This window comes from Streptomyces sp. NPDC001927, from assembly GCF_053594455.1.
The window spans coordinates 168437-189914 of sequence record NZ_JBSFEN010000012.1 but is presented as its reverse complement, the minus strand read 5'-3'; the positions used below and the strand labels follow the sequence as shown (position 1 = coordinate 189914).

19 protein-coding genes and 1 riboswitch are annotated in these 21478 nt (G+C 70.0%); of the genes, 7 read left to right on the top strand and 12 right to left on the bottom strand.

Annotated elements, in window-relative coordinates:
• On the top strand, positions 1 to 1434 hold the full coding sequence (locus ACWCO8_RS30380; RefSeq protein ID WP_451034948.1) for an SLC13 family permease: 1434 nt from the start codon (positions 1 to 3) through the stop codon (positions 1432 to 1434).
• Positions 1431 to 2582 carry a glycerate kinase family protein gene (locus ACWCO8_RS30375; protein ID WP_451034947.1) on the top strand — a complete coding sequence of 384 codons (1152 nt, stop codon included), beginning with the start codon at positions 1431 to 1433 and terminating at the stop codon, positions 2580 to 2582. The genes ACWCO8_RS30380 and ACWCO8_RS30375 overlap by 4 nt, the downstream gene beginning before the upstream one ends.
• A gap of 13 nt (positions 2583 to 2595) precedes the next feature.
• On the opposite strand, the gene ACWCO8_RS30370 is transcribed toward ACWCO8_RS30375, so the two are convergent.
• The 6 genes from ACWCO8_RS30370 to ctaE form a co-directional block, all read right to left on the bottom strand.
• Entirely contained in the window at positions 2596 to 3999 is a 1404-nt protein-coding gene (locus tag ACWCO8_RS30370; protein WP_362013402.1) for an aminotransferase class V-fold PLP-dependent enzyme, read from the bottom strand.
• Positions 4000 to 4191: 192 nt separating this feature from the next.
• Positions 4192 to 4308: riboswitch (SAM riboswitch) on the bottom strand.
• Between the two features lie 108 nt (positions 4309 to 4416).
• The gene (gene trpD, locus ACWCO8_RS30365; RefSeq protein ID WP_451034946.1) at positions 4417 to 5508 is read right to left on the bottom strand and encodes an anthranilate phosphoribosyltransferase; all 1092 of its coding nucleotides are present in this window, start codon (positions 5506 to 5508) and stop codon (positions 4417 to 4419) included.
• Positions 5509 to 5638: 130 nt separating this feature from the next.
• Positions 5639 to 7264: a cytochrome bc1 complex cytochrome b subunit gene (gene qcrB, locus ACWCO8_RS30360; RefSeq protein WP_362013405.1), complete on the bottom strand. Its 1626-nt coding sequence runs from the start codon at positions 7262 to 7264 to the stop codon at positions 5639 to 5641.
• Positions 7261 to 8313 carry a cytochrome bc1 complex Rieske iron-sulfur subunit gene (gene qcrA, locus ACWCO8_RS30355; protein WP_362013406.1) on the bottom strand — a complete coding sequence of 351 codons (1053 nt, stop codon included), beginning with the start codon at positions 8311 to 8313 and terminating at the stop codon, positions 7261 to 7263. The genes qcrB and qcrA overlap by 4 nt, the downstream gene beginning before the upstream one ends.
• Entirely contained in the window at positions 8310 to 9119 is an 810-nt protein-coding gene (qcrC, locus tag ACWCO8_RS30350) for a cytochrome bc1 complex diheme cytochrome c subunit (RefSeq protein ID WP_362013408.1), read from the bottom strand. Before qcrC ends, qcrA begins: the two co-directional genes overlap by 4 nt.
• 67 nt (positions 9120 to 9186) lie before the next feature.
• The gene (gene ctaE, locus ACWCO8_RS30345) at positions 9187 to 9807 is read right to left on the bottom strand and encodes an aa3-type cytochrome oxidase subunit III (RefSeq protein WP_352189322.1); all 621 of its coding nucleotides are present in this window, start codon (positions 9805 to 9807) and stop codon (positions 9187 to 9189) included.
• Positions 9808 to 9984: 177 nt separating this feature from the next.
• On the opposite strand from ctaE, the gene ACWCO8_RS30340 reads away from it, so the two are divergent.
• Positions 9985 to 10386 carry a hypothetical protein gene (locus tag ACWCO8_RS30340; protein ID WP_362013410.1) on the top strand — a complete coding sequence of 134 codons (402 nt, stop codon included), beginning with the start codon at positions 9985 to 9987 and terminating at the stop codon, positions 10384 to 10386.
• A gap of 15 nt (positions 10387 to 10401) precedes the next feature.
• On the opposite strand, the gene ACWCO8_RS30335 is transcribed toward ACWCO8_RS30340, so the two are convergent.
• The 4 genes from ACWCO8_RS30335 to ctaC form a co-directional block, all read right to left on the bottom strand.
• Positions 10402 to 11655, bottom strand: coding sequence for an Ig-like domain-containing protein (locus tag ACWCO8_RS30335; protein WP_451034945.1), 1254 nt, complete (start codon positions 11653 to 11655; stop codon positions 10402 to 10404).
• Positions 11656 to 11778: 123 nt separating this feature from the next.
• On the bottom strand, positions 11779 to 12177 hold the full coding sequence (locus ACWCO8_RS30330; protein WP_361669642.1) for a cytochrome c oxidase subunit 4: 399 nt from the start codon (positions 12175 to 12177) through the stop codon (positions 11779 to 11781).
• Positions 12174 to 13916, bottom strand: coding sequence for an aa3-type cytochrome oxidase subunit I (gene ctaD, locus ACWCO8_RS30325; protein ID WP_362013413.1), 1743 nt, complete (start codon positions 13914 to 13916; stop codon positions 12174 to 12176). The genes ACWCO8_RS30330 and ctaD overlap by 4 nt, the downstream gene beginning before the upstream one ends.
• Positions 13913 to 14908 (bottom strand): aa3-type cytochrome oxidase subunit II, encoded by a 996-nt coding sequence (gene ctaC / locus ACWCO8_RS30320; RefSeq protein WP_451034944.1) that lies wholly within the window; start codon positions 14906 to 14908, stop codon positions 13913 to 13915. The genes ctaD and ctaC overlap by 4 nt, the downstream gene beginning before the upstream one ends.
• Before the next feature lie 288 nt (positions 14909 to 15196).
• Between ctaC and ACWCO8_RS30315 the strand changes: the two genes are divergently transcribed.
• Positions 15197 to 16582, top strand: coding sequence for an aminotransferase class V-fold PLP-dependent enzyme (locus ACWCO8_RS30315; protein ID WP_451034943.1), 1386 nt, complete (start codon positions 15197 to 15199; stop codon positions 16580 to 16582).
• A 61-nt stretch (positions 16583 to 16643) separates the two neighbouring features.
• On the opposite strand, the gene ACWCO8_RS30310 is transcribed toward ACWCO8_RS30315, so the two are convergent.
• Positions 16644 to 17618 (bottom strand): carbohydrate kinase family protein, encoded by a 975-nt coding sequence (locus tag ACWCO8_RS30310; protein ID WP_362013419.1) that lies wholly within the window; start codon positions 17616 to 17618, stop codon positions 16644 to 16646.
• 131 nt (positions 17619 to 17749) lie between these two features.
• Between ACWCO8_RS30310 and ACWCO8_RS30305 the strand changes: the two genes are divergently transcribed.
• Both ACWCO8_RS30305 and ACWCO8_RS30300 read left to right on the top strand, forming a co-directional pair.
• Entirely contained in the window at positions 17750 to 17956 is a 207-nt protein-coding gene (locus ACWCO8_RS30305) for a hypothetical protein (protein ID WP_451034942.1), read from the top strand.
• Between the two features lie 86 nt (positions 17957 to 18042).
• A complete protein-coding gene (locus ACWCO8_RS30300) occupies positions 18043 to 19488 on the top strand; it encodes a hypothetical protein (protein ID WP_451034941.1) in 1446 nt (481 codons plus the stop codon).
• An 86-nt stretch (positions 19489 to 19574) separates the two neighbouring features.
• Here ACWCO8_RS30300 and erpA read toward each other — a convergent pair whose 3' ends face one another.
• Positions 19575 to 19931 (bottom strand): iron-sulfur cluster insertion protein ErpA, encoded by a 357-nt coding sequence (gene erpA, locus ACWCO8_RS30295; RefSeq protein WP_362013422.1) that lies wholly within the window; start codon positions 19929 to 19931, stop codon positions 19575 to 19577.
• 264 nt (positions 19932 to 20195) lie between these two features.
• Between erpA and nadA the strand changes: the two genes are divergently transcribed.
• Entirely contained in the window at positions 20196 to 21377 is a 1182-nt protein-coding gene (gene nadA, locus ACWCO8_RS30290; protein WP_451034940.1) for a quinolinate synthase NadA, read from the top strand.
• Positions 21378 to 21478 lie beyond the last annotated feature (101 nt).

Here is a 21478-nt window from a genome sequence, read left to right as displayed (position 1 = left end):
GTGAACCTCTCCCTCCGTCAGGCGGTCTGGCTCTGCCTGGCCCTGAGCCTCTGCGCCCTGCTCGCCGTCCCCGGCACCGCCCCGGGGCTCGGCGAGGAGGCCCGGCTCACCCTGGCCGTCTTCGCCCTCGCGACCTGTGCCTGGATCGCCGCCCCCGTCGACGACACCTACGTCGCCCTCGGCGCGGGCCTCGCGCTCACCGCGACCGGGGTGATCAGCGCCGACACGCTCTTCAGCACCCTCGGCGACGAGACGATCTGGCTGCTGATCTGCGCCTTCGTGCTCGCCGCCGCCGTGACCCGGACCGGGCTGGCCGGGCGGGCGGCCGCCTTCCTGGTCAGCGGGGCCCGTACCGTACGGCAGTTGGTCCATCTGACCACCGCCGCCCTGGTGGTGACCGCCTTCGCCGTCCCCTCCACCTCGGGCCGCGCGGCGCTCGCGCTGCCCGTCTTCCTCGCGCTCGCCCAGGTCCTCGCCGAGCGGCGCCGGCTCGTGGTGATGCTGGCGCTGCTCTTCCCGACCGTCGTCCTGCTCTCGGCGGTGGCCACGCTGATCGGCGCGGGCGCGCACCTCATCACGGTGAGCCTGCTCCTGGAACGGACGGGTGAGCGGATCGGTTTCGTGGAGTGGCTGGTGCTCGGGCTGCCGCTCGCGGTGGTGTCCTCCCATCTGGCGGCGGAGACCGTGCTGTGGACGACGACCCGCCGCGCGGACCGGCGCGAGCCGGTGCGGATCACGGTCGCCCAGCTCCAGGAGCACTCCCCCACCGCCGTCTCGGGACCGCTCACCACGGCGGAGACCCGCTGTCTGCTGCTGCTCGGCACGGTGGTCGCGCTCTGGTGCTCGGAGCCGCTCCACGGGGTGTCCCCCGCGGTGGTGGCGCTGATCGGCGCGGTGGTGGCCTCCTCGCCGGCGCTGGGGACGGTACGGCTCAAGGAGGGGCTCGGGTCGGTGCCCTGGCCGATGCTCCTGTTCATGGCGGCGACCACCGCGATGGGCGTGGCGCTCGTCGACTCGGGCGCGGCCAGCTGGCTGGTCGGCGGTCTTCCGGTGGACGGGATACCCGCCTGGGGGTTCCTCGCGGCGGTCGTGGTGGTCGGCACGGCCGCGCACCTGGTCCTCCAGTCGCGCTCCGCCCGCTCCTCCGTGCTCGTCCCGCTGGTGATCGCGGCGGCGGTCGCCGCCGGGGTCAACCCGGTGGCCGCCGCGCTCGCCTCGACGGCGGCGGCCGGTTTCTGCCAGACGCTGCCCGCCTCCGCGAAACCGGTCGCGCTCTTCGCCGAACCACCCGACGGCGTCCCCACCTTCACCCCGGGCCATCTGCTGCGGCTCTCCGCCGTGCTCGCCCCGCTCAGCGCCGCGCTCGTGCTGTGCTTCGCCCTCTTCGTCTGGCCGCTGCTCGGCGTGCCCGTCCTTCTGGAGTCCCAGCCATGACCTTCCGTATCGCCGTCGCCCCCAGCGGTTTCAAGGAGTCCCTCTCCGCTCCCGAGGCCGCCGAGGCCATCGCCGAGGGGGTGCGCAGGGCCTGCCCGGACGCCGTGCTCGACCTGATCCCGCTGGTCGACGGCGGTGAGGGTACGGCGCGGGCCCTGGCGGCCGCGACCGGGGGCAGGCTCGTGCCCCGGGTCGCGACCGGCCCGCTGGGCTCACCCGTCCGGACCCACTTCGCGCTCCTCGCCCCCGACTCCGCGGTGGTCGAGATGGCGGCCGTCGCGGGCCTCTCGCTGGTGCCGGCCGGGCGGCGCGACCCGGGCGCCACGACGACCTTCGGGGTCGGCGAGCTGATCCGGGCCGCGCTGGACGCCGGGGCGCGCCGCGTCCTGGTCGGCTGCGGCGACTCGGGCACCTCGGACGGCGGCGCGGGCGCGCTCCAGGCCCTCGGCGCCCGACTCCTGGACACCGAAGGAGCCGAACTCCCCCTAGGTGGAATGGCGTTGAACCGCCTCGACCGGATCGACGCGACGGGCCTGGACCCCCGCCTTGACGAGGCCGAGCTCCTCGTGGCCTGCAATCCGTACAACGTGCTGTGCGGCGAGCGGGGCGTGGCGCGGGTCTTCGGCCCGCAGAAGGGCGCGAGCCCGGAGCAGGTCGAGGAGTTGTCGGCGGCCCTGGAGCGGTGGGCCGCCGTCCTCGGCCGCGACCTGCCGGTCCCGGTCGCACTGCGGACCGCCCCGGGCACAGGCGCCTCGGGCGGTCTCGGCGCCGGGCTCGCCGCGCTCGGCGCCCGGCTGCTGCCCCGGTTCGAGGTGCTGCTCGACCGGATCGACCTGGACGCCCGGCTCGCCCGCGCCGACCTGGTCATCACGGCCGAGGGCGCCCTCGACGGGCAGACCGTACGCGGCAAGATCCCCGCCGAGGTGGCCCGTCGGGCCAAGGCCCACGGCGTCCCCGTCCTCGCCCTCGCGGGCACCCTCGGCAAGGGCGCCCACCACGTACGGGCGGTGGGGGTGGACGCCTACGGCTCGATCCTGCCCGCCCCGATGGCGCTGCCCGAGGCGCTCGACCGGGGCGCGGAGTTCCTCGCCGACGCGGCCGAGCGCGCTCTGCGGATGGTCCTGCTGGGCACCCGGCTGGCGGCCTGAACAGCCCTGATCGTCAGCCGCGGTCCGGGACGCAACGGCCGTCCTCGGTGCGGTACTTCCACTGCGCGCCGTCCCGGACGAGCTCCTTCACGGCCCGTACGAAACGCTCCACGTGCTCGTCGGGCGTACCGGCGCCGAAGCTGACCCGGATCGCGTTGAGCGACTTCTCGCCGGGCGCGGCCTCGGGCGCGCCGCACTCGCCCTGGGTCTGCGGGTCGCTGCCGAGCAGGGTGCGGACGAGCGGGTGGGCGCAGAAGAGGCCGTCGCGGACGCCGATGCCGTACTCGGCGGAGAGCGCGGCGGCGAAGTGCGAGCTGTTCCACCCCTCGACGACGAAGGAGATGACGCCGACGCGCGGCGCGTCGTCGCCGAAGAGCGAGAGCACCTTCACCTCGGGCACCTCGGCGAGGCCCGCGCGGACGGTGTCGATGAGGTGCTGCTCGCGGGCGACGAGCTGGTCGAAACCGGCCTCGGTGAGCGCCTTGCAGGCGGAGGCGATGGAGTAGACGCCGATGACGTTCGGCGAACCGGCCTCGTGGCGGGCGGCCGTGGTGTGCCACTCGACGTCGACCCCGCCGTCGGCGCGGCGGGCGACCTTCTTGGAGGCGCCACCACCGGCGAGGTACGGCTCGGCGTCCTGGAGCCAGTCGGCGCGGCCCGCGAGGACGCCCGAACCGAACGGGGCGTACAGCTTGTGCCCCGAGAACGCGACCCAGTCCACGTCCAACTCCCGTACGGAGACGGGGTGGTGGGGCGCGAGCTGGGCGGCGTCGAGGACGATCCGGGCGCCGTGCGCGTGGGCGGCGGCGGCCAACTCCTTGACCGGCCACAGCTCACCGGTGACGTTCGAGGCACCGGTCACGCAGACGAGGGCCGGGCCGTAGGGGTCGCGGTCGGCGAGGGCGCGCTCCAGGGTCTCGACGGCCTGGGCGGGCGTGCGGGGCGCGTTGAGGTAGGTGACCCGGGCGTCCTGCCACGGCAGGAGCGAGGCGTGGTGCTCGGTCTCGAAGACGAAGACCTCGCACCCCTCGGGGACGACCTGGGCGAGCAGGTTGAGCGAGTCGGTGGTGGAGCGGGTGAAGACGACCTGGTCCTCGGGGCGGCAGTCGAGGAACTCGGCGACCGTGACGCGGCTGTTCTCGAACAGGTCGGTGGAGAGCTGCGAGAGGTACCCGGCGCCCCGGTGGACGCTGCCGTAGTACGGGGCGTACGCGGCGACGTCGTCCCACACCCGCTGCAGGGCCGGCGCGCTGGCCGCGTAGTCGAGCGCGGCGTACGTGACCTCGCCGCCGGTCACGAGCGGCACGGTGACGTCCCGCCCGAGGACCGGGAGCGGAGCGGCACAGCAGGGGTCGGCGGATTCGGCGTCGGCGGCGGTGGCGGCAGTGGTGACGGTGGCGTTCGGGTACGCGGACATGGCGGTATCTCCCTGGCAGGACTGGGGCAGCGAAGGGCCCGCAGGGCAGCACGATGTGGGTGCCTCGTACGGGTGTTGCCTCGACACACGACACGGCGTGCGGAGGGTGGGGAAACGGGGCCGAAGGCCCTATCGCATTCGCTTGCTCACGAGACTGCTCCCTTGAGGACCAGGACCCCAGGGTGTCGCAGGGGTCCGCGCTTGCCGCGGACCTTGCTGTCCACGGCCTGGTCTTCACCCGGGGCACCCCGCCACGGACGGAGGGTTGCCGGACAGCAAGCCGGGGCTTCGTAGCTGTCACTCATGACCTGGCCAAGAAGCTATGTCAGGTGATCGCTCCGGCGCAACCCGTGTCCGGGATCCGGGACGCGAAAAAGGGGCCCGGACAAACCCGGACCCCTCTGCCGCGCGCCGGCGCTACGCGTTGCTCGCCGCCACCCAGCGCTCCAGCGCCTTCCGGGCGGCCCCCGAGTCGATCGACTCGGCCGCCCGCGCGATCCCCTCGCGCAGCTGCTCCGCCAGGGTGCCCGACCCCGGGTGCAGCGCCACGAGCGCCGCCGCCGAGTTCAGCAGGACCGCGTCCCGTACGGGACCGGTCTCACCCGCCAGCAGCCGGCGCGCCACGTCCGCGTTGTACGAGGCGTCGGCGCCGCGCAGGGCCTCCACCGGGACCAGCTCGATGCCGACGTCCCTCGGGTCGAAGGCCTCCTCGCGCACCTGGCCGTCCCGTACCACCCAGACCCGTGAGGTGGCCGTGGTCGTCAGCTCGTCCAGGCCGTCGTCGCCGCGGAAGACCAGCGCGGAGGAGCCGCGCTCGGCGAGCACTCCGGCCATGATCGGGGCCATCCGGGCGTCGGCGACACCAGTCGCCTGGGCCTTGACGCGGGCCGGGTTGGTGAGCGGACCGAGGAAGTTGAAGGTGGTCCGGATGCCGAGCTCCTTCCGGGCCGCCGCCACGTGGCGCAGCGCCGGGTGGAACTTCACGGCGAAGCAGAAGGTGATCCCGGCCTCGTCCGCGACCTCGGCGACCCGCTTCGGGGTCAGTTCGAGGTTGACGCCCAGCTTCTCCAGGACGTCGGAGGCACCGCTCGCGCTGGAGGCGGCCCGGTTGCCGTGCTTGACGACCTTCGCCCCGGTGCCGGCCACCACGATCGCGGACATGGTGGAGATGTTGACGGTCTTGGCGCCGTCGCCGCCGGTGCCGACGATGTCGACGGACGGTCCTGGGACCTCGATCAGGTTGGCGTGCTCGTACATCGTGCGGACGAGCCCGGTGATCTCGTCGACGGTCTCGCCCTTGGCGCGCAGGGCGACGGCGAAGCCGGCGATCTGCGCGTCGGTGGCCTCACCGCGCAGGATGCGGTCCATGGCCCAGGCGGTGTCCTCGGCGCTCTGGTCGCGGCCGGTCAGCAGTCCGTCGAGGACGCCAGGCCAGGTGGGGGTCCCCCCGGTCGAAGCCAGGGGGAGGCCCGCCCTGTACTCGCCTCCAGCGGGGGTCGCAGCGCTCATGGCAGCTCCTGGTCATCACGTAACGGAATACAGGTCCCACCCTATCGATCCGGGAGCACGGCAAAGAGCCCCGTCCATCGAATGGACGGGGCTCTCGCTGTGGCGACCTTGCGGTCAGGCGATCAGGTGATCAGTGGTGGCCGTGGCCGCTCGTGATCTCCTTGTACTCCTCGGCGGTCGGCTTGGCGATCTGGTGGTCCTCGCCGTAGTAGCCCTTGCTGAGCTTGACGCGGAGCTTCTCCATGCGGCCGACCTTGCGCTCGACGCCGTTCTCGTCGACCAGCGGGCCGAGCTCGGCCGGCTGGTTCTGCTCGTGCGCCGTGAGCTTGTACAGCTCGCCCTGGCTGAGCGGCTGGTGGACCTCGACGAACTCACCGTGCGGCAGGCGCTTGATGATGCCGGACTCGCGTCCGTGCAGCACCTTGTCCTTGTCCCGGCGCTGGAGGCCGAGGCAGATCCGCTTGGTGACGACGAACGCGATGACCGGTCCGACGAAGAAGAAGATCCGGACGAACCAGGTGATCGAGTTGATCGACAGGTGGAAGTGGGTGGCCCAGAGGTCGTTTCCACCACCGACGAGCATGATCATGTACGCGGTGATCCAGGCGACACCGAAGGCGGTGCGCGTCGGAGCGTTGCGCGGGCGCTGCGCGATGTGGTGCTCGCGCTTGTCGCCGGTGATCCACGACTCGATGAACGGGTAGACCGCGATGGCCGCGAGGACCGCCGGGAAGATCGCCAGCGGGATCATCACGCCCAGGACGAGCGTGTGGCCCCAGAGGTTGATCTCCCAGCCCGGCATGACACGGATCAGACCCTCGGCGAAGCCCATGTACCAGTCGGGCTGGGCGCCGGTGGACACCTGGTCCGGGCGGTACGGGCCGAGCGCCCAGATCGGGTTGATCGAGGCGATCGCCGCGATGACCGCGATGACACCGAAGACCAGGAAGAAGAAGCCTCCGGCCTTGGCCATGTAGACCGGCAGCAGCGGCATGCCCACGACGTTCTTGTTCGTACGGCCGGGGCCCTCGAACTGCGTGTGCTTGTGGTAGAAGACCAGGATCAGGTGGGCGACCACCAGACCGAGCATGATGCCGGGCAGCAGCAGGACGTGCGCCGAGTAGAACCGGGCGACGAAGTCGCCGCCGGGGAACTCCCCGCCGAACAGGAACATCGACAGGTACGTGCCGATGATCGGCACGGACAGGATCGCGCCCTGCATGAAGCGGACACCGGTGCCGGAGAGCAGGTCGTCCGGGAGCGAGTAACCGGTGAAGCCGGTGAACATGCCCAGGAAGAACAGCAGGAAGCCGAACAGCCAGTTGATCTCACGCGGCTTGCGGAACGCGCCGGTGAAGAACACGCGCATCATGTGCACGAACATGCCGGCGAGGAAGATCAGCGCCGCCCAGTGGTGGATCTGCCGGATGAGCAGACCACCGCGCACATCGAAGGAGATGTGCATGGTCGAGTTGAACGCCTCGGACATCAGCTGACCCTGCAGCGGGATGTAGCTGCCGTGGTACTCCACCTCGTTCATCGACGGGTGGAAGAACAGCGTCAGATACACACCCGTGAGGATGATGATCAGGAAGCTGTAGAGGCAGATCTCACCCAGCATGAAGGACCAGTGGTCCGGGAAGATCTTCCGCATGTTGGCCTTGGCCAGGGAGTAGATCCCCAGGCGGCCGTCGGCCCAGTCGGCCACCCGCTCGCCGGCGGGTGCCTTCTTCTTCGTATCGGTCACAGTGCTCATCCGCGCTCCCAGAAGGCAGGGCCGACGGGCTCGTCGAAGTCGCCGAGCGCCTCCAGGTTGCCCTTGTCGTTCACACCGATCCGCAGCTGCGGAAGGGCGTGACCGGCCGGGCCGAAGATGACACGGGCGCCGTCGGAGAGGTCGAAGGTGGACTGGTGGCACGGGCAGAGCACGTGGTGGGTCTGCTGCTCGTACAGCGAGATCGGGCAGCCGACGTGGGTGCAGATCTTCGAGAAGGCGACGATGCCCTCGTGCGACCACTCCAGCTCGCGCTTGTCCTTGATGTCCTCCGGCTGGATCCGGACGATCATCAGGGCGGCCTTGGCGATCTGGACCTGGAAGTCGTGGTCGTGCTCCGTGAGGCCCTCGGGCATCGCGAAGGTCAGCGAACCGACGGCGACGTCCTCGGGACGCAGCGGCTCGTGCGTGTTCATGTTGATGAGCTGCTTGCCGTTGGCCCACAGGGTGGACCGGAGCTTCTTCTCGGGCAGCGGGCCCATGTCACGCAGCAGCACGATGCCGGAGAGCGGTACGAGCGTCAGCGCGCCGAACATCGTGTTGCGGATGAGCTTGCGGCGGCCCATGCCGGACTCGGCGGCACCGGCCGCGAAGTCCGCCATGACCTTCGCCTTGGTCTCCGGCGACGCCTGGATCGGGTGACGCTCGTCGGCGATCTCCACGTCGGACATCAGGGTGCGGGCCCAGTGGACCGCGCCCGCGCCGATGAAGAAGAGCGCCGCGCCGAGGGTCAGACCCAGGCTGAAGTTGAGCGCGCTCACCCGGCCGAACGGCCAGATGTAGACGATCTTGTCGACCGGGAAGATCACGTACGAGGCGATGAAGCCGACGGTGGCCAGCATCGACAGCGTGAACATGAAGGCGACCGCACGCTCGGACCGCCTGGCGGCCCGCTCGTCGATGTCCTGGATGCGCGGCTTGTGGGGCGGGAGGCCCGGGTCCGCGAACGGGTCGTCGAGGACCTTCACCGCGCCGTGCGCGGTGTCCTGCTCTGCGGGCAGGTTCTCTTCTGGAATCTCTTGGCTACTCATGACTTCTTGGCCTTAGCGGTGTGGGCCGCGACCCAGACGGCAACTGCGATCAGCGCACCCAGACCGAACACCCACGCGAACAGACCCTCGCTGACGGGGCCGAGGCCGCCGAGGCTGAGCCCGCCGGGGCTGTCGGCCTTCTCGCCGTTGACAGCCTGGACGTACGCGATGATGTCCTTCTTCTCCTTCTCCGGCATGGTCGTGTCGGGGAAGGACGGCATGTTCTGCGGGCCGGTCTGCATGGCCTCGTACAGGTGCTTCGGGCTCACGCCTTCGAGGTTCGGGGCGTACTTGCCGTGCGTCAGCGCGCCGCCCTCACCGGTGAAGTTGTGGCACTGGGCGCAGTTGGAGCGGAACAGGTCGCCACCACGGGCGATGTCGGCGCCGTCGGGGCTGTACTGGCCCTCGGTCGGCGTGATCGGGCCGGCACCGAGGGAGGCGATGTACGCCGCGAGCTGATCGATCTCAGCCTGCGTGTAGATGACCTTCTTCTTCGGCACCTGGGCGCCCGGCTGCTGGGCCGGCATACGGCCCGTGCCGACCTGGAAGTCCACGGCCGCCGAACCGACGCCGACCAGGGACGGGCCGTCAGTGGTGCCCTGACCGCCGGTTCCGTGGCAGCTGGCGCAGCCGACGGCGTAGAGCTTCTTGCCCTCCTCGATGGCGAGGGACTGGGCTGTTTCATCGGCCTTCGCCGTGCCCGCGGGCGCGAACGCGGCGTACAGCCCCCCGGTGGCCGCCAGCGCGAGGAGTAGGACGACGACCGCCGCCAGCGGATGGCGTCGTCGTGCGGAGAGCTTTTTCACGGATTACCCCGGTGTCAGGATCTTCTGCGTCGATGCTTGCTGGATGTGCTCGGGTCCCGGGACCCGATTACTTGATCATGTAGATCGTGGCGAAGAGGCCGATCCAGACGACATCGACGAAGTGCCAGTAGTAGGACACGACGATGGCGGCGGTTGCCTGCTCGTGAGTGAACCTCTTGGCGGCGTACGTCCGGCCCAGGACCAGCAGGAAGGCGATGAGACCGCCCGTCACGTGCAGGCCGTGGAAGCCGGTGGTCAGGTAGAACACCGAGCCGTACGGGTCCGACGAGAGCGAGAGCCCCTCGTGCTTGACCAGCTCGGTGTACTCGAACACCTGGCCGCCGATGAAGATCGCACCCATCACGAACGTGATGATGAACCACGTCCGGAGCTTCTTCACATCGCCCCGCTCCGCGGCGAAGACGCCGAGCTGGCAGGTGAGGGAGGAGAGCACCAGGATCGTGGTGTTGGTCGCCGAGAACGGGAAGTTCAAGGCGTCGGCCTTTTCCGTCCAGAACTCGGGGCCGGTCACCGATCGCAGGGTGAAGTACATCGCGAAGAGGGCCGCGAAGAACATCAGCTCGGAACTCAACCAGATGATGGTTCCGACGCTGGTGAGGTTCGGTCGATTGACCGACGGGTGCGCGTGCCCGGTTTCTACTGTCGTTACTGTCGCCACGACCGACATTATGTCGGTCGCTTATCCCGCCCTCACTCCGGGGGGTGCCGTTCGGAGTGTCAGGGGCCTCTGTCCAGCCCGAACGGCCCATCGAAGTGGCCTCCCAACCGGTGTCGTACCGGTGTTGACGGGGTGTGGGACGGAGTAGCATCCCGCGCATCGGTTGATGACCTTCACGGAGGAACGATGCAGTCGAGCGCCACGGTCCTGGTCTACAGCGACGACGCGAACACGCGGGAACAGGTGCGGCTGGCTGCCGGGCGCAGGCCCGCGGCCGACGTTCCGCCGGTCGAGTTCATCGAGTGCGCGACACTCCCGGCCGTGCTCGCGCGCCTCGAGGAGGGCGGGATCGACGCCTGCGTCCTGGACGGCGAGGCCGTGCCCGCGGGCGGGATGGGCGTCTGCCGGCAGATCAAGGACGAGGTCTTCCGCTGCCCGCCGGTGCTGCTCCTGATCGGCCGGCCGCAGGACGCCTGGCTGGCGACCTGGAGCCGGGCGGACGCCGCGGTCACTCTTCCGGTGGAACCTGTCGAGTTCGCGGCGTCCCTGGCGGGTCTGCTGCGCGAGCGCCTGTCCATCGACGCGTAACGGCCTCGGAAGGACCTAGATCGACGGCGCGAGGCGGCTGGGGTCGGGCTCGTGGGCGGCGCTCTTGGTGTCGGCCACCAGGGCGCTGCCCTGGCGCCACTTGTCCCACTCCAGGTTCCAGTCGCCGAAGCCGTTGCCGAACGGGTCCATCGTGTCGCCGATGCTGTTGACGGTCTGCACGATGTCGCCGGGGCGGACGGTCTCGAAGAACCAGGCCGCGTTCCCCGTCGACATGCCGACACAGCCGTGGCTGACGTTCGCGAATCCCTGTGAGCCGACGGACCAGGGCGCGGCGTGGACGTACTCGCCGCTCCAGGTCACCCGGGTGGCGTAGTACACGGGCAGGTCGTACGACTCCGAGCTGCCCTCGGCGATGCCGACGCTGGTGCCCCGCATCCGGACGTAATACTCCTTGCCGAGCACGACTTTGATGCCGTTACGGGTGGAGAAGCCCGGTTTGCCGGTGGTCACCGGCATGGTCTTGATCACTTCTCCGTTGCGCCGCACGGTCATGGAGTACGAGCCCGCGTCCGCGACGGCCTCGATCCGGTCGCCGATGGTCAGCTTGAGCGGCTTCGATTCGCCGCCGTAGAGCTTGTCGCCGACCTTGACGCCCGCGAGGTTGCCGGTGACGGTGATCGACGCGCCCGCGGGCCAGTACTCCTTCGGACGGAAGTGCAGTTTCCGGTCGTCCACCCAGTGCCAGGAGCCCGCGACGGCCGGCGTGGAGCGCACCTTCAGGGCCCGTTCGACCACCGCGCGGGCCTTCTTGTCCTGCACGGGGAGGCTGAGCTCGGCCGTGATGGGCTGCCCGACGCCGTACTTGCCCGCCTCCGGGCCGAACTCGACGGTCAGGGCCCGCTTGGCCGGGGCGGTCTCGAAGGTGAACGTACGGGTGCCTGGGGCCCCGTCCTCGTCCTCCACGGAGACCTTGACGGTGTAGCGGGCGCCGGCCGTCAGGGAGCCCGTGGAGCGCCAGAGGCGGCCGTCGGCGGTCAGTTCGCCGGCCAGGTGGTGCCCGGTCGCGTCGACGGCCGTGACGTCGGTGATACGGCCGTCGGAGCCCTTGGCCGTGATCTCCAGCGCCTTGTCCGGGTCCGCCTTCTTGTCGCCCTCGGGGGCGCTGAAGGAGACCTGCTCCGCCGCGTCGTACGGCTTCGCCGAGAGCGGATGGCCGTCGGAGCCCGCGCAGGCACCGGCGCCCACGCTGACGAGCAGGGCCATAAGAGTGCAGCTCAGAACAGTCCGAATGCGCGGCGTGTCGTTCATGACATCACCGTAAGAACATTCCGGCCGACCAGCGCGTCGAGTACTGCAAACGAGGGGCCCGGACACTTCGTGGCGACGAAGTGTCCGGGCCCCTCGGGGTGTTACGGGGTGAAGCGGGTGGTGCTACTGGTTCTGGTTCTCACCGCGGTAGAACTCGAACACCCAGCCGAACAGACCGACCAGGATCAGCGGAGCCGAGAAGTACAGGATCCACCAGCCCATCGCGACGGCGAGGAAGGCGAGCGCACCACCGACGGCCAGCGAGAGCGGCTGCCAGCTGTGGGGGGCGAAGAAGCCCACCTCGCCGGCCTCGTCCGCGACGTCGGCCTCCTTGTCGTCCTGCGCCATCGCGTCGACCCGCCGGGCCGTGAAGGCCAGGTAGTAGCCGATCATGATGGCGAGGCCGAAGGCCAGGAAGAGCGCCGTGGTACCGACCGGCTCCTTCGACCACACGCCATAGAGAATCGCCATGGCGAGGATGAAGACGCTCAGCCAGATGAACATCTTGCCCTGGATCTTCACTTGCCGGCCTCCTTGCTGCTGCCGGCGGTGAGAGCCTCGGCCTCGTGCGGCTTGTTCTCCAGCTGGTCGACCGCCGCGATCTCAGGGTGGTGCAGGTCGAACGCCGGGGATTCGGAACGGATCCGCGGCAGGGTGAGGAAGTTGTGCCGCGGCGGCGGGCAGGAGGTCGCCCACTCCAGCGAACGGCCGTAGCCCCACGGGTCGTCGACCTCGATCTTCTTGCCGTACTTGGCGGTCTTCCAGACGTTGTAGAGGAACGGCAGGATCGACAGACCGAGCAGGAACGAGGAGATCGTCGAGATCGTGTTGAGCGCGGTGAAGCCGTCGGCGTCGAGGTAGTCCGCGTAACGACGCGGCATGCCCTCGGCACCGAGCCAGTGCTGCACCAGGAACGTGCCGTGGAAGCCGATGAACAGCGTCCAGAACGTCATCTTGCCGAGCCGCTCGTCCAGCATCTTGCCGGTGAACTTCGGCCACCAGAAGTGGAAGCCGGCGAACATCGCGAAGACCACGGTGCCGAAGACGACGTAGTGGAAGTGCGCGACGACGAAGTACGAGTCGGAGACGTGGAAGTCCATCGGCGGCGAGGCCAGGATGACGCCCGTCAGACCACCGAAGGTGAAGGTGACCAGGAAGCCGATCGTCCAGAGCATCGGTGTCTCGAAGGACAACGAGCCCTTCCACATCGTTCCGATCCAGTTGAAGAACTTCACACCGGTCGGTACGGCGATGAGGAACGTCATGAAGGAGAAGAACGGTAGGAGCACGCCACCGGTGACGTACATGTGGTGGGCCCACACCGTCACGGAGAGACCGGCGATCGCGATGGTCGCGGCCACCAGACCGATGTAACCGAACATCGGCTTGCGGCTGAAGACCGGGATCACTTCGGAGACGATGCCGAAGAACGGCAGGGCGATGATGTACACCTCTGGGTGTCCGAAGAACCAGAAGAGGTGCTGCCACAGCAGGGCACCGCCGTTGGCCGCGTCGAAGACGTGGGCACCGAATTTGCGGTCCGCCTCCAGGGCGAACAGCGCGGCCGCGAGGACCGGGAAGGCGAGCAGGACCAGGACACCGGTCAGCAGCACGTTCCAGGTGAAGATCGGCATACGGAACATCGTCATGCCCGGAGCGCGCATGCAGATGATCGTGGTGATGAAGTTGACCGAGCCGAGGATCGTGCCGAAGCCGGAGAAGGCCAGACCCATGATCCACAGGTCGGCGCCGACACCCGGCGAGCGGACGGCGTCCGACAGCGGGGAGTAGGCGAACCAGCCGAAGTCGGCCGCACCCTGCGGGGTGAGGAAGCCGGCCACCGCGATGATCGAGCCGAAGAGGTACAGCCAGTACGCGAACATGTTCAGCCGCGGGAACGCCACGTCGGGCGCGCCGATCTGCAGCGGCATGATCCAGTTCGCGAATCCGGCGAACAGCGGCGTCGCGAACATCAGCAGCATGATCGTGCCGTGCATCGTGAACGCCTGGTTGAACTGCTCGTTCGACATGATCTGCGTACCCGGACGGGCCAGCTCGGCGCGCATGAAGAGCGCCATGAGTCCGCCGATGCAGAAGAAGACGAACGACGTGACCAGGTACAGCGTGCCGATCGTCTTGTGGTCGGTGGTGGTCAGCCACTTCACCACGACATTGCCGGGCTGCTTGCGGCGTACCGGGAGCTCGTTCTCGTACGAGTCCTCAGCCGCGGCCGCACCCTGGGGTTCGTTGAGGATGCTCACAGTTGGTTCTTCTCCGCATTCCTGGCCGGGTCCGTCTGCTCAATGCCCGACGGGATGTAGCCGGTCTGCCCCTTCTCCGCCAGCTCCTTCAGGTGCTGCTGGTAGCGCTCCGGAGAGACCACCTTGACGTTGAAGAGCATCCGGGAGTGGTCCACGCCGCAGAGCTCGGCGCACTTGCCCATGAAGGTGCCCTCCTGGGTCGGAGTCACCTCGAAGACGTTGGTGTGACCCGGGATGACGTCCTGCTTGAACAGGAAGGGGACCACCCAGAAGGAGTGGATGACGTCACGGGAGGTCAGGACGAACCGGACCTTCTCGCCCTTCGGCAGCCACAGGGTCGGACCCGGGTTGCCGGTCTGCGGGTTCCGGTCACCGGGGATACCGGCGTCGTAGACGCCGCCGGCGTTCGCCGGGAAGTCGTCCTGGTACTTGTCCGGGATCGCGTCGAGGTTCGGGGCCGTCTGCGCGTCACCCGTCACACCCGGCACGTTCTCGACGTAGTTGAAGCCCCAGCTCCACTGGTAGCCGACCACGTTGATCGTGTGGGCCGGCTTGTCGGAGAGCGACAGGAGCTTCGACTCGTCGCGCGCCGTGAAGTAGAAGAGCACGGAGACGATGATGAGCGGGGTGACCGTGTACAGCGCCTCGATGGGCATGTTGTACCGCGTCTGCGGAGGTACCTCGACCTTGGTGCGGCTGCGCCGGTGGAAGATGACCGACCACACGATCAGCCCCCACACCAGCACGCCCGTGACGAGCGCGGCCGCCCACGAGCCCTGCCAGAGGGAGAGGATGATGGGTGCCTCTTCCGTGACCGGAGTGGGCATACCAAGGCGGGGGAAGTCTTCCCAGTTGTACGAGCAGCCGGTGGCTGTCGCCAGGATCAGGCCCGCAGTCAGCACCTGCGGCAGCTTCCGCCGCATCGGGCGCCGAGACGTGGGGGTACCACCCGCGCCTTGGCTGCGGGGGAGGTCGGAGCCGTTGGGACTCACGTAGCGCCTTCCCGAGAGTCTCGGCCCGCGCTGGTCGGCCACGGCCGTCCGTCACGTGGTCGGTCGCCGCCCCGGCCGCGGGCAGGGGTTTGGATGTTTATGCGGACCAAACCCTACTGGACGCTATTTGGGGTCGCGCGGGGAGGGTGCCCAACGCGCCGTCCGACTCCCCGAAGGGGTGGACGCCGGGCTTCCGCCGGGCGGTCGCGACCCCCCGGACGTGGGGCGATCGGCGCTGCGGACGGGGGATCTGACGGGGGATTACGGAGCGGGGGCTAGCGTGGTCCGGTGCCCTACTTCGACGCCGCCTCCTCCGCCCCGCTCCACCCCGTCGCCCGCCAGGCCCTGCTTGCCTCCCTCGACGAGGGCTGGGCCGACCCCGCCCGGCTCTACCGCGAGGGGCGGCGGGCCAGGATGCTGCTCGACGCGGCGCGGGAGGCCGCGGCGGAGGCGGTGGGCTGCCGCGCCGACGAGCTCGTGTTCACTCCTTCGGGGACAAGGTCGGTGCATTCCGGAATTTCCGGCGCGCTCGCGGGGCGTCGGCGTGTCGGGGCCGGTCTGGTGGTCTCGGCGGTCGAGCACTCGGCCGTCCTGCACGCGGGCGAGGCGCACGCGGCGGCCGGCGGCACGGTGACGGAGGTTCCGGTGGGCCGGTCCGGCGCGGTGGAGGCCTCGGCCTTCGCGGCGGCCCTGGGGCCGGGGACGGCGCTCGCCTGTCTGCAGTCCGCCAACCACGAGGTGGGGACGGCGCAGCCGGTGGCCGCGGTCGCCGAGGCGTGCCGGGCGGCGGGCGTGCCGCTGCTCGTGGACGCGGCGCAGTCGCTGGGCTGGGGGCCGGTGGAGGGGGCCTGGTCGCTGCTCGCGGCGAGCGCGCACAAGTGGGGCGGTCCTGCGGGCGTGGGGCTGCTCGCGGTCCGCAAGGGTGTCCGTTTCGCCCCTCAAGGTCCTTCGGACGAGCGGGAGTCGGGGCGGTCGGCCGGCTTCGAGAACCTGCCGGCGATCGTGGCCGCGGCGGCCTCGCTGCGGGCGGTGCGGGCGGAGGCGGAGGCCGAGGGGGCGCGACTGCGGGATCTGGTGGACCGGATCAGGGCGCGGGTGCCGGAGCTGGTGCCGGACGTGGAGGTGGTGGGCGATCCGATGCGCCGGCTCCCCCATCTCGTCACGTTCTCCTGTCTCTATGTCGACGGAGAGACCCTGTTGCACGAGCTGGACCGGGAGGGTTTCTCCGTTTCGTCCGGTTCGTCGTGTACGAGTTCGACCCTGACGCCCAGCCATGTGCTGCGCGCGATGGGGGTGCTGAGCGAGGGGAACGTCCGGGTGTCGCTGCCGGTGGGCACGGCGGAGGAGGACGTGGACCGCTTCCTGGCCGTGCTGCCGGGCGTGGTCGCGGGGGTACGGGAGCGGCTCGGGGCGCCGGAGGCGGCCGCCACGGAGCCGGGGCCTTCCGGCTCTCTCGTGGTGGACGCGCTGGGCCGGCGCTGCCCGATCCCGGTGATCGAGCTGGCGAAGGTGATCGGCGACGTGCCGGTGGGCGGCACGGTCACGGTCCTCGCCGACGACGAGGCGGCCCGCCTGGACATCCCGGCCTGGTGCGAGATGCGCGGCCAGGAGTACATGGGCGAGAAGCCGTCCCCGAAGGGCGGGGTGGCGTACGTGGTGCGGCGAGTGTCCTAGGGACAGCCCTTACGGGCAGCGCATAGGGGCTCCGCCGCGGCGGAGCCCCTGGCGCGTCGCGTCAGCTCAGGTGCGTCTGGACCTCGGCCGCGGCCTCGTCGCCGTACGCCTTGGTGAAGCGCTCCATGAAGTTGGCGCGGCGCAGCGTGTACTCCTGGGTGCCGAGGGTCTCGATGACCAGGGTCGCGAGCATGCAGCCGACCTGGGCCGCGCGCTCCAGGCTGACGCCCCACGACAGACCGGTCAGGAAGCCGGCCCGGAAGGCGTCGCCGACGCCGGTCGGGTCGACCTTGGCGTCCTCCTCCGCGCAGCCGACCTCGATGGTCTCGCCGCCCACGCTCTCGATGCGCACACCGCGCGAGCCGAGGGTGGTGACCCGGTGGCCGACCCGGCCGAGGATCTCCTCGTCGCTCCAGCCCGTCTTGGACTCGATCAGACCCTTCTCGTACTCGTTCGAGAAGAGGTACGTGGCGCCGTCCAGGAGCGTGCGGATCTCGTCGCCGTTCATCCGCGCGATCTGCTGGGAGAAGTCGGCCGCGAAGGGGATGCCCCGCGTCTTGCACTCCTCGGTGTGGCGCAGCATCGCCTCGGGGTCGTCGGCGCCGATCAGGACCAGGTCGAGGCCGCCCACGCGGTCGGCGACGGCCTTCAGCTCGATCTGCCGGGCCTCGCTCATGGCGCCCGTGTAGAAGGAGCCGATCTGGTTGTGGTCCTTGTCCGTGGTGCAGACGAAGCGGGCGGTGTGCAGGACCTCGGAGATCCGCACGGAGCCGGTGTCGACGCCGTGGCGGTCGAGCCAGGCGCGGTACTCGTCGAAGTCGTAACCGGCCGCACCCACCAGGATCGGGTTGCCGCCGAGCTGACCCATGCCGAAGCAGATGTTCGGGCCCACGCCTCCCCGCCGGATGTCGAGGTTGTCGACGAGGAAGGAGAGGGAGACCGTGTGCAGCTGGTCCGCTACGAGCTGGTCTGCGAACCGGCCGGGGAAGGTCATGAGGTGGTCGGTGGCGATGGAGCCGGTGACTGCGATACGCACGGCTGGGCGCTCCTGCGGGACGGAAAGCGGTTGACACTTTACGTTACCGGCTCGGAGGCCCCAGCCGAACAGTGGAAACTACCCCAGAGTAGGCCTTTTCCCCGGAGCGGTGGCGTGCGTACGGTGCGCACATGTCCACGCAACCCGCTCCTCGTGAGCCTCAGGAGTCCGAGTTCAGCCTCGCCCAGCTGCGCGGCGACAGCGCGCGCATGGCTCCGCACTGGGTGGTTCCGGCGGACGCCGCACCCGCCCGGGTCTCCCCCGCGGCGATCCACGGGGTCGTCGTCCCGCCCGCTTCGGCGCGGCTGATCGACGCCACGCCCGAATACGGCGCCTGAGGGACGGAACCGCTCGCACGTCCGTTCCGTCCCACTGATGTCTTCCGGGAGGCGTCCTCCCGGGCCAGGGACGAAGGAGCGATGCGGTGAGCGGTACGGAGAACCGGCGGACGCGGCCCCGGCCGCTTCTCGTGGCCTCGGTCGCGGCGGGCGTCCTGCTCGTCGGGGGCGGCGGGGTGTACTTCGCGAACACCTCGGACGGCACCGCCACGTCGAGCGGCGCCCCGGCGGCGCCCCCGCCGCTGAGCCTGGACGCCCCGGGCGACGGCGCGAACCGGGACGGCGGTCCCGGTATCGCGCCCGGTGAGCCCGACCCGAACGGCGGCGGAGCCGTCTACAAGGCCAAGGGTCCACTCCCCAAGGGGCCCTCCTCGGCAGCGGTCCACCGGCCCGAGGGCCGGGTCACCTCGGCGGAGGTGACCCGGCTGGCGAAGGCCCTGGGCATCGCGGGCACGCCGCGGCTCGAGGGCGAGGTCTGGAAGATCGCGCCGGAGAAGGACGGCTCGGGGCTGCGGCTCGACGTGTCGGCCGAGGCGCCGGGCAGCTGGACGTTCGCGCGGCACGACGGGGGTCCGGTCGGCGACACCTGCCTGAAGGGCAAGGCCTGCCCGCCCCCGGGTGAGGCGGAGTCGCCGAAGGGCGGCCCGGTGAGCGAGGCGGCGGCGCGGGCGGCGGCCGCTCCGGTCCTGAAGGCGGTCGGCCAGGACGACGCGAAGGTGGACGCGAGCCAGCTGATGGGCTCGCTGCGGGTGGTCAACGCCGACCCGGTCGTGGGCGGGCTGCCGACGTACGGCTGGTCGACCGGGATCCAGGTGGGCCCGGGCGGTGAACTGGTCTCCGGCAGCGGGCAGTTGAAGGAGCCGGCGAAGGGCGCCGAGTACCCGGTGGTCGGTGCGGAGAAGGCCCTGGAGGAGCTGAACAGGTCGGCCGTTCCGGGCTCGATCGGCATCGGCGGCTGCGCGACGGCCCCGCCGGCCGGGGAGAAGCCCGACGCTTCCGCCGGGGACACGGCCACGGCTCCCTGCGAGCCGAGGAACGAGCCGCGTGAGCTGGCCGTGACGGGCGCGGTCTTCGGACTCGCGGCGCAGTTCGTGGACGGTGAGCGGGCACTCGTACCGTCGTGGCTCTTCCAGGTGGAGGCGGAGGCCGGGGCGAAGCCCCACACGGTCGTCCGCACGGCCGTGGCGCCCGAGCACCTGGTGCCCCCGGCGAAGCCGACGCCCACCCCGACCACGACCCCGGACCCGGGTGAGGGCACGGCGCCCGCGCGGCAGATCCAGTCGTACCGGGTGGACGGCGCCGGCACGAAGCTGTCGGTGACCTTCTGGGGCGGGGTGTGCAGCACGTACACGGCGACGGCCCAGGAGAGCGCCGACAAGGTCTCCGTACGGATCACGGAGAAGCCGATCGACCCGGACCGGGTGTGCATGGCCATCGCGGTCGAGGTGACCCGCACGGTGACCCTGGAGCAGCCGCTGGGCGGCCGCGCGGTCGTGGACGGGGCGAGCGGGCAGTCCGTACCGAGGAAGTGACCGGAGACGCCCTGAGAGGCGTCCTGAGAAGCGCGAAGGCGGCCGCCCGGAGTCCGGGCGGCCGCCTTCGGCGTACTGCGTGAGGCTTAGCTGAACGAGTCGCCGCAGGCGCAGGAGCCCGTGGCGTTCGGGTTGTCGATCGTGAAGCCCTGCTTCTCGATGGTGTCGACGAAGTCGATGGAGGCGCCGTGCAGGTACGGGGCGCTCATGCGGTCGGTGACGACCTTGACACCGTCGAAGTCCTTGACGACGTCGCCGTCGAGCGAGCGCTCGTCGAAGAAGAGCTGGTAGCGCAGGCCGGAGCAGCCGCCGGGCTGTACGGCGACGCGCAGCGCCAGATCGTCGCGGCCTTCCTGGTCGAGCAGGGCCTTGACCTTGGCCGCGGCGGCGTCAGACAGGAGGATGCCGTCGCTGACAGTGGTCTTCTCGTCCGATACGGACATCTGCTTCTCTCCCGGGTTGTACGGAGACGGAGACTGCTTGCCGACGGTTGCAACCAGCGGGGTCCCGGATTCATTCCGGGCGAGGCTCGGCTTCGCGTCGTTGTCCCTTTCATGCTCGCACACCCGCTCGCGAACCCGGAGCGAGTGCCTGCGCGCACGCGAACTCGTCACATCGACACTATGGCCATCGTCAAACTGACGTGAAGCGGTTATGATAGATAGCGTCATTTAGACGAAAAGCCAGCTCTTCCGCAGAAAGAAAGGGTGCGTGACGTGACCACCGCCCAGCCCCTGGACGTCCAGCCGACGCCGCTCGCCCTGCTGCTGCTCGGCCGCGAGGCCGACCCGAAGAGCGAGCGCGGGGTGGAATGTCCCGGCGACCTTCCGTCGCCCTCCGACCCGGACCTGGTGGAGCGCGCCCGGGCCGCCAAGGAGAAGCTCGGGGACAAGGTCTTCGTCCTCGGCCACCACTACCAGCGCGACGAGGTCATCCAGTTCGCCGACGTCACCGGCGACTCGTTCAAGCTCGCCCGCGACGCCGCGGCCCGCCCGGAGGCCGAGTACATCGTCTTCTGCGGTGTGCACTTCATGGCCGAGTCGGCCGACATCCTCACCACGGACGACCAGAAGGTCGTGCTGCCGGACCTCGCGGCCGGCTGCTCGATGGCCGACATGGCCACCGCCGAGCAGGTCGCCGAGTGCTGGGACGTGCTGACCGAGGCCGGCGTCGCCGAGCAGGTCGTGCCCGTCTCGTACATGAACTCCTCGGCCGACATCAAGGCCTTCACCGGCAAGCACGGGGGCACGATCTGCACCTCGTCCAACGCCAAGCGGGCCCTGGACTGGGCCTTCGAGCAGGGCGAGAAGGTCCTCTTCCTGCCCGACCAGCACCTGGGCCGGAACACGGCCGTGCGCGAGATGGGCATGACGCTGGAGGACTGCGTCCTGTACAACCCGCACAAGCCGAACGGCGGCCTGACCGTCGAGGAGCTGCGGAACGCCAAGATGATCCTGTGGCGCGGGCACTGCTCGGTGCACGGCCGCTTCTCGCTGGACTCGGTCGAGGACGTACGGGCCCGGATCCCCGGGGTCAACGTGCTGGTCCACCCCGAGTGCAAGCACGAGGTCGTGGCGGCCGCGGACTACGTCGGCTCGACGGAGTACATCATCAAGACCCTGGAGGCGGCCCCGGCCGGCTCGAAGTGGGCGATCGGCACGGAGCTGAACCTGGTCCGTCGCGTGGCGAACGCGCACCCGGACAAGGAGGTCGTCTTCCTCGACAAGACGGTCTGCTTCTGCTCGACGATGAACCGGATCGACCTGCCGCACCTGGTGTGGGCCCTTGAGTCGCTCGCCGAGGGCAAGCTGGTCAACCAGATCCAGGTCGACAAGGAGACCGAGAGCTTCGCGAAGCTGGCGCTGGAGCGGATGCTGGCCCTGCCGTAACGATTCCCCACGGCTCACGACGTACGAAGGGCGCCCCGCATCTCGCGGGGCGCCCTTCGGCCTACCTGGGCCGGTACCGGCCTACCTGCGCCGGTACGGAC